Consider the following 7,852-nt stretch of genomic DNA (forward strand, 5'->3'; position numbering starts at 1 on the left):
GGGAGCGTGGGGGCTCGTGCACGCGTCGTGATCGTCGCGCTCCTGGGCGTGCTCGTGCTGGCCGCCTGCTCGGTCGGGCCCTCGCAGCGCCCGCCGGTCGCGGTGCGCGGCGGGACCACCACGGGGGCGCCACCGACCACCGCGGCCGAACCCGCGGACCCGAACGCACTGCCCGTACCGCAGGACCAGAACCCGCTGGTCGACTACGCGGACTGCACCGCGGACACGCTCGAGGCGGTGGCGGCCGCCGGGTTCCCGGCCCCGGCGGGGCGCGCGCTCTCGGCGAGCTGCGGCGAGCTCGCCGTCGCCACGGACCCGGCCCACCCCGGCGCGGGGGCGACCCGGCTCGGGGTGCTCCGCGTCGGGGCCGCCGACGCCCCCCGCACCCGCCCGGCCCTGGTCGTGGTCGGGGACAGCGCCGGCGGCGGCTCGGCGCGGGCCGCCGGGCGCCTCGCCACCCTGGTCTCCGACTCGGTGCTGGCGCACTACCAGCTCGTCGGGCTCGACCGGCGCGGCACGGGCAGCGACCTCATCGACTGTGCCCCGCAGGAGGCCCGCGCGGCGATCACCGACACCCCGCCGGTCGGGGGCGACGCCGACCTCGGCCCGCTGCTCGAGCAGGCGCGGTCGGTGGTGCAGGACTGCTACCTGCTGCTCGACGCCTCGATCGGCTCCTACCGCAGCGCGTCCACCGCCGCCGACCTCGAGCAGCTGCGGACCGCCCTGCGGGTCGACCGGCTCGACGTCGTCGGGATCGGCGACGGGGCCAGCGCGGTCGCGGCCTGGGCGGCGGCGCACCCGCGCTCGGTCGGCCGGGTGGTGCTCGACTCCCCCGTCGACCTGGTGTCCGACGAGCCGGAGCGCAGCGAGGCCCGGGCCGGGGCGGCCGAGGCCGCCTTCGACGCCTTCGCCGCGAGCTGTGTCGCCCGGGGCGGCTGCCCGCTCGGCGCGGACCCGCGCGCGGCGGTCACCGGCGTCGTCACCTCGCTGGGCGCGCGTCCGCTCGCCTCGGCCGACGGCGACCGGCTCACCGCAGGCGGCGCGCTCGCCGCCCTGCGCGCGGGGCTGGGCGAGCCCGCCCGCTGGCCGGCCCTGGCCTCCGGGCTGGCCGCGGCCGGCGCCGGCGACCCCAACGGCCTCATCGCCTTCCTCGCCCCCGTGCTCGGCGCCGGCGGCACGTTCGACGCCGAGCTGGCCACGGCGTGCAACGACACCACCCGCCGGCTCGCCCCGCCCGAGGTCGCGCAGCTGGCGGACCGGTGGTCGAAGCAGTACCCGCTGTTCGGGGCCGCCGCGGCGCAGCGGCTGCTGGCGTGCGGGCCGTGGCCCGCGTCGGCGGGCGCGCCGACCCTCACCGCACTGCCCGCCGACACCCCGCCCGTCCTCGTGCTGGGCACCGCGGCCGACCTGCGCGCCCCGCAGGACGGGTCGCGGCGGGTGGCGCAGCTGCTCGGTCGCAGCTCCTTCGTCGGCTGGCAGGGGGCCGGGCAGGGGGCCTACCCGCGCAACGCCTGCGTGACCGCCCTCGTGGAGCAGGTGCTCGTCGCGGGGTCGATCCCCCGCGACGGCACCGTCTGCCCCGCCTGAAAATCGCAGTAGGGAACCATAACGCGCTTTTCGAGGCACCCCGAACGCATTGCGGAACCATAATGCGCTCCGCACCGAGGTGATTGCGCATCATGGCTCCATAATGGGAGCGCTCAGGACGTATCGGCTCCGATGAAGCCCTTCTGGATCATCCAGTCCCGGGCGACGATGCCCGGGTCCTCCCCGTCGACGTCGACCTTCTTGCCGAGCTCGATCATCTCCTGGTTGTTCAGCGCCATCGCGACGGGCTGCATGACCTGCTCGATCTCGGGGTGCGCCTTGTAGGTGTCCTCGCGGAGCACGACGCAGATGTTGTACTGCGGGAAGAACTTCTTGTCGTCCTCCAGCACCGCGAGGTTCAGCCCGGCGATGCGGCCGTCCGTCGTGAAGATCTCGCCGAAGTTGCAGGTGCCGTTGGCGATGCCGGCGTAGATCGCGCCCGTGCCGAAGGTCTTGACCTCCTTGGGCGTGAACCCGTACGCCTTCTCCGCGCCCGGCAGGCCGTCCTGGCGGCTGGCGAACTCGGTCTCCACGCAGAACACGCCCTGGTCCGGGTTCTGCTTCAGGAAGGTCGTCATGTCCGAGTCGGTCTTCAGGTTGTGCTGCTCCGCATAGGCCTTCGTGGTGCCGAACGCGTAGGTGTTGTTCAGCTCCGAGTACGGCAGCCAGACGATGCCGTTCTCCTTGAGGTCCTCGTCGCGGACCGCCTCGTACTGGCCCCGTTCGTCCGGGATCGGGTCCGTGTGGCCGAGGTAGTTGATCCAGCCCGTACCCGTGTACTCCCAGGTCAGGTCGATGTCGCCGGTCTTGAGCGCGAGCCGGGAGTTCGACGAGCCCTGGATGTTGGTCAGGTCCTTGACGTCCGCACCCGCCGCCGAGAGTGCCAGCTCGGCCATGTAGCCGACCAGGATCTGCTCGGTGAAGTCCTTCGAGCCCACCGTGATCTTCACGCCCTCGAGCGCCGGCACGGGCTTGATCGACCCGGGCGTGACGGTGAACGGGACAGCGGTGTTCGTGGACAGCCCGCAGCCCGCCAGCAGGGCCGCCGAGGCGAGGGCCGCCACCGCCGCCCCGACGCGCCGGATCCGCCGCATCACTCGGCTCCCTTCGGGGCCAGCCAGCGCTCCGCGATGCCGCCGAGCCAGTCGACGAGCAGGGCGAGCCCGATCGCGAGGACCGCGCCCACGTACATCACGGAGTTGAGCTGCAGCTTGTAGCCGGTGTCGATCAGCTCGCCGAGCCCGCCGCCGTTGACGAAGAACGCCAGCGTGGCCGTGCCGACCGCCAGCACCAGGGCGGTCCGCAGGCCGGCGAGGATCAGCGGCACCGCGAGCGGCAGCTCGACGCGCATCAGCACGCCGCCCGCCGACATCCCGATCCCCCGCCCGGCGTCGATCAGCGAGCGGTCGACCTGCTGGATGCCGACCATGGTGTTCCGCAGCACCGGCAGCAGCGTGTAGAAGACCAGTGGGATCGCGACGGCCCACAGGCCCTCGATGCCCGACCAGAGGAAGAACAGGACGATCACGCCCAGGGCCGGCGCCGCCTGCCCGATGTTGGCGATCGCCAGGAACACCGGGGCGAGCCACTTCAGCGCGGGCCGGGTGAGCGCGATGCCCAGCGGCACCGCGATGGCCACCACCAGCAGGCTGACCACGATCGTGATCACGATGTGCTGGCCGAGCAGGCTCATGATCGTGGGGAGGTTGAGCGTCTCGCGTTCGTTGGCATTGAGGTCGCTGGTCAGCGCCCAGATGACGACGGCCGCGACGATCACGACCACGGCGATCGGCTGGAAGAACAGCCGGAACCGCTCCGACCGCGAGGTGACGCTGGGCCTGCGCTCGACGGCGCTGGTCTTGCTGACGCCGGGGAGCTCGACGACGGCGGTCATCCGGCCTCCCCCACACCGTGCTCCTCGCGGACGCCGGCGATCACGTCCGTGACGGTCGTGATGTCGATGGTGCCGACGACCTCGCCGCGCGAGCCCGTGACCACCGCCCGGCCGCCCTCGGTGAGGATGGCTTCCAGCGCGTCCTGCAGCGTGGACTGGGTGCTGACGGAGTCGCCGACGGGCTTGCCCGCCTGCTGCAGCGAGCTGCGGCCCGCGAGCTCCCGCACGTGCACCCAGCGCAGCGGCCGGCCCCGCGCGTCGACGACCAGGGCGTAGGTCCGCCCGGCCTTGGTCATCCGGTCCGCGACGGTCGCCGGGTGCTCGTCCTCGGTCACGGTGAGCACCTCGTCGGAGCTGTACTGCACGTCGCGGACGCGCATCAGCGTGAGCTGCTTGAGCGACGCGCCGGCACCCACGAACCCGGCGACCGTGTCGTTGGCCGGGTTGGCCAGGATCGCGTCCGGGGTGTCGTACTGCTGGATCGAGGACCGGTCGCCCAGCACGGCGATCTTGTCACCGAGCTTCACGGCCTCGTCGAAGTCGTGGGTGACGAACACGATCGTCTTGCCCAGATCGGACTGCAGCCGCAAGAGCTCGTCCTGCAGGTTGCCGCGGGTGATCGGGTCCACGGCGCCGAACGGCTCGTCCATCAGAAGCACGGGCGGGTCGGCGGCGAGGGCGCGGGCGACGCCGACGCGCTGCTGCTGGCCGCCGGAGAGCTGGCGTGGCAGCCGGTCCGCGAACGTGCCCGGGTCCAGCCCGACGAGGTCCATCATCTCCTCGACGCGGGCGGTGATCCGCTTCTTGTCCCACTTGAGCAGGCCGGGCACCACCGCGATGTTCTGCGCCACCGTGAAGTGCGGGAACAGCCCCGCCTGCTGGATGGCGTAGCCGATGGTGCGGCGCAGCCGGTCGGGATCGATGTGCAGCGCGTCCTCGCCGCCGATGGTGATCGTGCCGGAGGTCGGCTCGACCATCCGGTTGATCATCCGCATCGTGGTGGTCTTGCCGCAGCCGGAGGGCCCGACGAAGACGACGATCTTCCCGGCCGGGATCGTCATCGTGAACTCCTCGACCGCGGGGGCCGAGGTGTTGGGGTAGCGCTTGGTGACGCGGTCCAGCCGGATCTCTGCGCCGGAGACGCCCGGGGAGTCGCTGGTGGTCACATCGGCGGTCGGCGACGTCGTCATCTCAGTCACGCACACCCTTCGGGATGGTGAGACGGGAGATCAGGACGAAGACCCCGTCGAGGAGCAGGGCCAGGATCACCACGCCGAGCGTGCCGGCGAGCGCCTGGTTGAGGGAGTTGGCGGACCCGGCCCGGGTCAGCCCGGAGAAGACCTCGGAGCCCAGTCCGAAGCCCTTCGCGTAGGCCGCGATCACCGCAATGCCCATGAGCATCTGGGCCGAGACCCGCATGCCCGTCAGGATCGCCGGCCAGGCCATCCTCAGCTCGACACGGGTGAGCACACCCGTGCGGCTCATCCCGATGCCCTTCGCGGCGTCGGTGACCGCGGGATCGACACCGGCCAGTCCCACGATCGTGTTCCGCACGATCGGCAGCAGGCCGTACAGGGTCAACGCGATCACGCTCGGCGTCACGCCCAGACCGACGATCGGGATCAGCAGGCCGAGCAGCGCGAAGGACGGGATCGTGAGGACCGTGCTGGACAGGGCGGTGGCGACCGCGGAGCCTGCCGGGCTGCGGTAGACCGCGATGCCCACGGCCACGCCGATGATCGCCGCGAGGATCGTGCACTGCACGACGCCGCTCAGGTGGAGCCACGCCTGGAGCGACAGCCGGTCCCACCTCTCGGTCACGTACTGCCAGAGGCTCACCGTCGCCCTCCTCTCGTCACTTCCGGGGAACGTCACCCGGACCGGGTTTCGCCCGAGTGTCAGAGGGAACTTACGTGTATGCGGGTATTTGTGCCCGATGAAGCGACGACGGAGGGCCGCGGTTCGTCCTCCGAGTGGCCGTGCCGCTGCCCCGGACGGCGCAGTCGCACACGACCGTCGTCAACAGTGATGAAACCGACCGTCCGGACGACACATTCTCGCCCGGACGCGCGACGAGCGGGGTGAACACACCGAAACCGGACTTCTCCTCGGGGGTAGAAGCCAGCATGACCGCGATCCTCCCGGACCGCCCCGCCGCTCCGTACGTCGCCGTTCCGGCTCCGGCCACCCCGGCCTCGGCCCGGGTGGCCGGCGTCGTCGACGCCGCCTGCCGCTGCGGGCACGGCGCCACGGCGCACGAGCACTACCGTCGCGGCACCGAGTGCGTGACCTGCGACTGCCCGCGTTTCCGCCGGACCGCCGGCATCCGCCTCTTCCGCCGCTGACTGGCCCCGGGCCCACCGCCCACGGCGCTCAGGCGGGCGGGTCGTCCGGACCGTCCTGAGGGTCGTCGGCCTGGCCGTCCGGCTCCCCGTCCTCGTCGCCGCCCTGTGGGCCGGCCTGGTCGCCGGGCGTGCCCGGTGGGAGCGGTGCGAGGGTGGGACCGGGTGCCGGAGTCGGACCAGGTGCCAGGATGGGCCCAGGCGCCAGGGTGGGCCCAGGTGCCGGAGTCGGACCATCGGCCCCGTCGTCGGGCTGCGCGTCGGGGCCCACGACCGTCTCCACCTCGTCCGCGGGCTCCACCGGACCGTGCCGCCCCCCGGGCCCGAGCGCGACCAGTGCACCCAGCCCCAGCAGCACGACCACCAGCGCGATCGCCACCGCCCGGAACGGATCCGGCCGGCGGGTCGGCAGGGTCGTCCCGGCCTCCCGCGCGCGGCGCCCACCGCCGACCGCCCGACGGGCCGCACCCGCGGGGACCGACACGAGCGTCTCGAGCGGTCCTCGCCCGAACGTCCCTTGCCAGACCACTGCGACCGCGAGAGCGCCCACGATCATCGCCACGAGGAGCAGCACCCGCTCGCCGGACAGCACCCCGCTCGCCAGCACGACGAGGTGGGCGCAGTAGAGCGTGAGCGACAACGCACCCGCCGCGGCCAGCGGGGACAGCAGCCGCCGCAGGGTCTCGACCCGGGTCAGCAGCAGCAGCGCGCCGAGCAGCGCCATCGCACATCCGAGCGTGTGCGCGAGGTCGATCGGCGTGTGTCCGTGCGGCGTGGGCAACGCGAGGTACCACCACGTCGGCATCGGGTGGGCCTCCCACAACAGCCGCTGCGCGACCTCGGCGGCCGAGGCGTCACCGTACGGGGCCGCCGCGGTGAGCTTCGCGAGCCCGCCCAGCGGGTACAGCAGGATCCACGACACGATGCGCGACCCGGCCGCCAACACCAGCCCGCCGCCGACCAGGCCCCAGCCCACGCGTCGCGACGACAGGTCGAGCCGGCCGATCGCCAGGCCTGCCGCGAGGTAGCCGAGGTAGACGACGGCGGGGTACTCGCCCGTCAGGAACAGCTGGAGCAGCAGCCCACCCGGGTCGTGGAGCAGCGTGACCAGGGTCGGGTCGGCGTCCGCGCGCGGAAGTCCGGCAGTCGCCACCAGGGCCACCGGCCCGAGCAGGAACGCGACGGCCGTCACCGCGGCCAGCGCGCGCGGACCCAGCCAGAGCAGGGGCACTGCCAGCAGGAAGAAGATCCCGTAGAAGGGCAGGATCCCGTCGACCCCGTTCCGCGGCGCGAGGAACCCGACGAGCAGCCCGAGCAGGCCGATCAGCACCGCCCGCACGACCAGGCCGGACGCGGCCGCGCCCCGTCCGCCGCTCCGTCCCCTGCTCAGGCCGTCGCTCTGCCTGCCGCTCCGCCCACCGGACAGGAACGCCACGCTCACCCCGGCCACCAGCACGAACGTCGCGACGGCCCGGCCTGCGGCGATCACGGTCGGCGCGGTCGGCGCGCCGTCGGCGCCCAACACCGGGAAGACGTGCGTCGCGAACATCCCCAGCAGCGCCGCACCCCGGGCGGCGTCGACCCCGACCACCCGGCCCCCGCCGCGCGCGGACGCGACCCGGAGCGGAACGGTCGGTGGGTCGGTGGCAAGCCGGACCGTGGGCGCCTCGGCCCACGGCGGTCCGGCCCGGACGATCGATGTCGACACGGTGAGTCCTCCCCGACGGTCTAGGCACCGCCGGGCGGCGCGCCTCGGGACCGAGCCTCGCGACACCGGCCTGCCCCGTCGCTGGGGCGATCCCCCGGAAGGCCGGGTGCCGGCCCCACCGCACCGCATCACACGGTGACGGCCCTCTGCGGCGCATTATGGTTCCATAATGCTTCCGCTCCGGCGCTTGAAGCGCGTTATGGAGCCATACTGCTCGAGGCAGGTCGAATGCAAGAAGGCCCCGCAGCAGTGCTGCGGGGCCTTCTCGATGTTTGATGTCGGCGGCGACCTACTCTCCCACACCCTGGCGAGTGCAGTACC

The 7,852-nt window shown here is 73.0% G+C and carries 7 protein-coding genes; 2 read left to right on the forward strand and 5 right to left on the reverse strand.

The genetic code is table 11. The features are described 5' to 3' along the window. Window positions 1-6 precede the first annotated feature (6 nt). Window positions 7-1,587 carry an alpha/beta fold hydrolase gene (locus LWC33_RS28000; RefSeq protein WP_233307682.1) on the forward strand — a complete coding sequence of 527 codons (1,581 nt, stop codon included), beginning with the start codon at window positions 7-9 and terminating at the stop codon, window positions 1,585-1,587. A gap of 113 nt (window positions 1,588-1,700) precedes the next feature. Here the strand turns inward: LWC33_RS28000 and LWC33_RS28005 are convergent, their stop codons facing one another. Genes LWC33_RS28005 through LWC33_RS28020 form a run of 4 tightly spaced genes read right to left on the reverse strand, consistent with a single transcriptional unit; the run spans window position 1,701 to window position 5,320 of the window. Next, window positions 1,701-2,681: a glycine betaine ABC transporter substrate-binding protein gene (locus LWC33_RS28005; RefSeq protein WP_233307683.1), complete on the reverse strand. Its 981-nt coding sequence runs from the start codon at window positions 2,679-2,681 to the stop codon at window positions 1,701-1,703. Then, window positions 2,681-3,481: an ABC transporter permease gene (locus LWC33_RS28010; protein WP_233307684.1), complete on the reverse strand. Its 801-nt coding sequence runs from the start codon at window positions 3,479-3,481 to the stop codon at window positions 2,681-2,683. Before LWC33_RS28010 ends, LWC33_RS28005 begins: the two co-directional genes overlap by 1 nt. After that, window positions 3,478-4,671, reverse strand: a complete 1,194-nt coding sequence (locus LWC33_RS28015) for an ABC transporter ATP-binding protein (RefSeq protein WP_233307692.1) — start codon at window positions 4,669-4,671, stop codon at window positions 3,478-3,480. Before LWC33_RS28015 ends, LWC33_RS28010 begins: the two co-directional genes overlap by 4 nt. 1 nt (window position 4,672) lies before the next feature. Beyond that, window positions 4,673-5,320, reverse strand: coding sequence for an ABC transporter permease (locus LWC33_RS28020; RefSeq protein WP_232872633.1), 648 nt, complete (start codon window positions 5,318-5,320; stop codon window positions 4,673-4,675). Between the two features lie 287 nt (window positions 5,321-5,607). On the opposite strand from LWC33_RS28020, the gene LWC33_RS28025 reads away from it, so the two are divergent. Beyond that, on the forward strand, window positions 5,608-5,826 hold the full coding sequence (locus LWC33_RS28025; RefSeq protein ID WP_233307685.1) for a hypothetical protein: 219 nt from the start codon (window positions 5,608-5,610) through the stop codon (window positions 5,824-5,826). A 28-nt stretch (window positions 5,827-5,854) separates the two neighbouring features. Here the strand turns inward: LWC33_RS28025 and LWC33_RS28030 are convergent, their stop codons facing one another. Next, a complete protein-coding gene (locus LWC33_RS28030) occupies window positions 5,855-7,531 on the reverse strand; it encodes a heparan-alpha-glucosaminide N-acetyltransferase domain-containing protein (protein WP_233307686.1) in 1,677 nt (558 codons plus the stop codon). Window positions 7,532-7,852: the final 321 nt, after the last annotated feature.

The organism is Pseudonocardia terrae, assembly GCF_021343995.1.
Lineage (GTDB): Bacteria > Actinomycetota > Actinomycetes > Mycobacteriales > Pseudonocardiaceae > Pseudonocardia > Pseudonocardia terrae.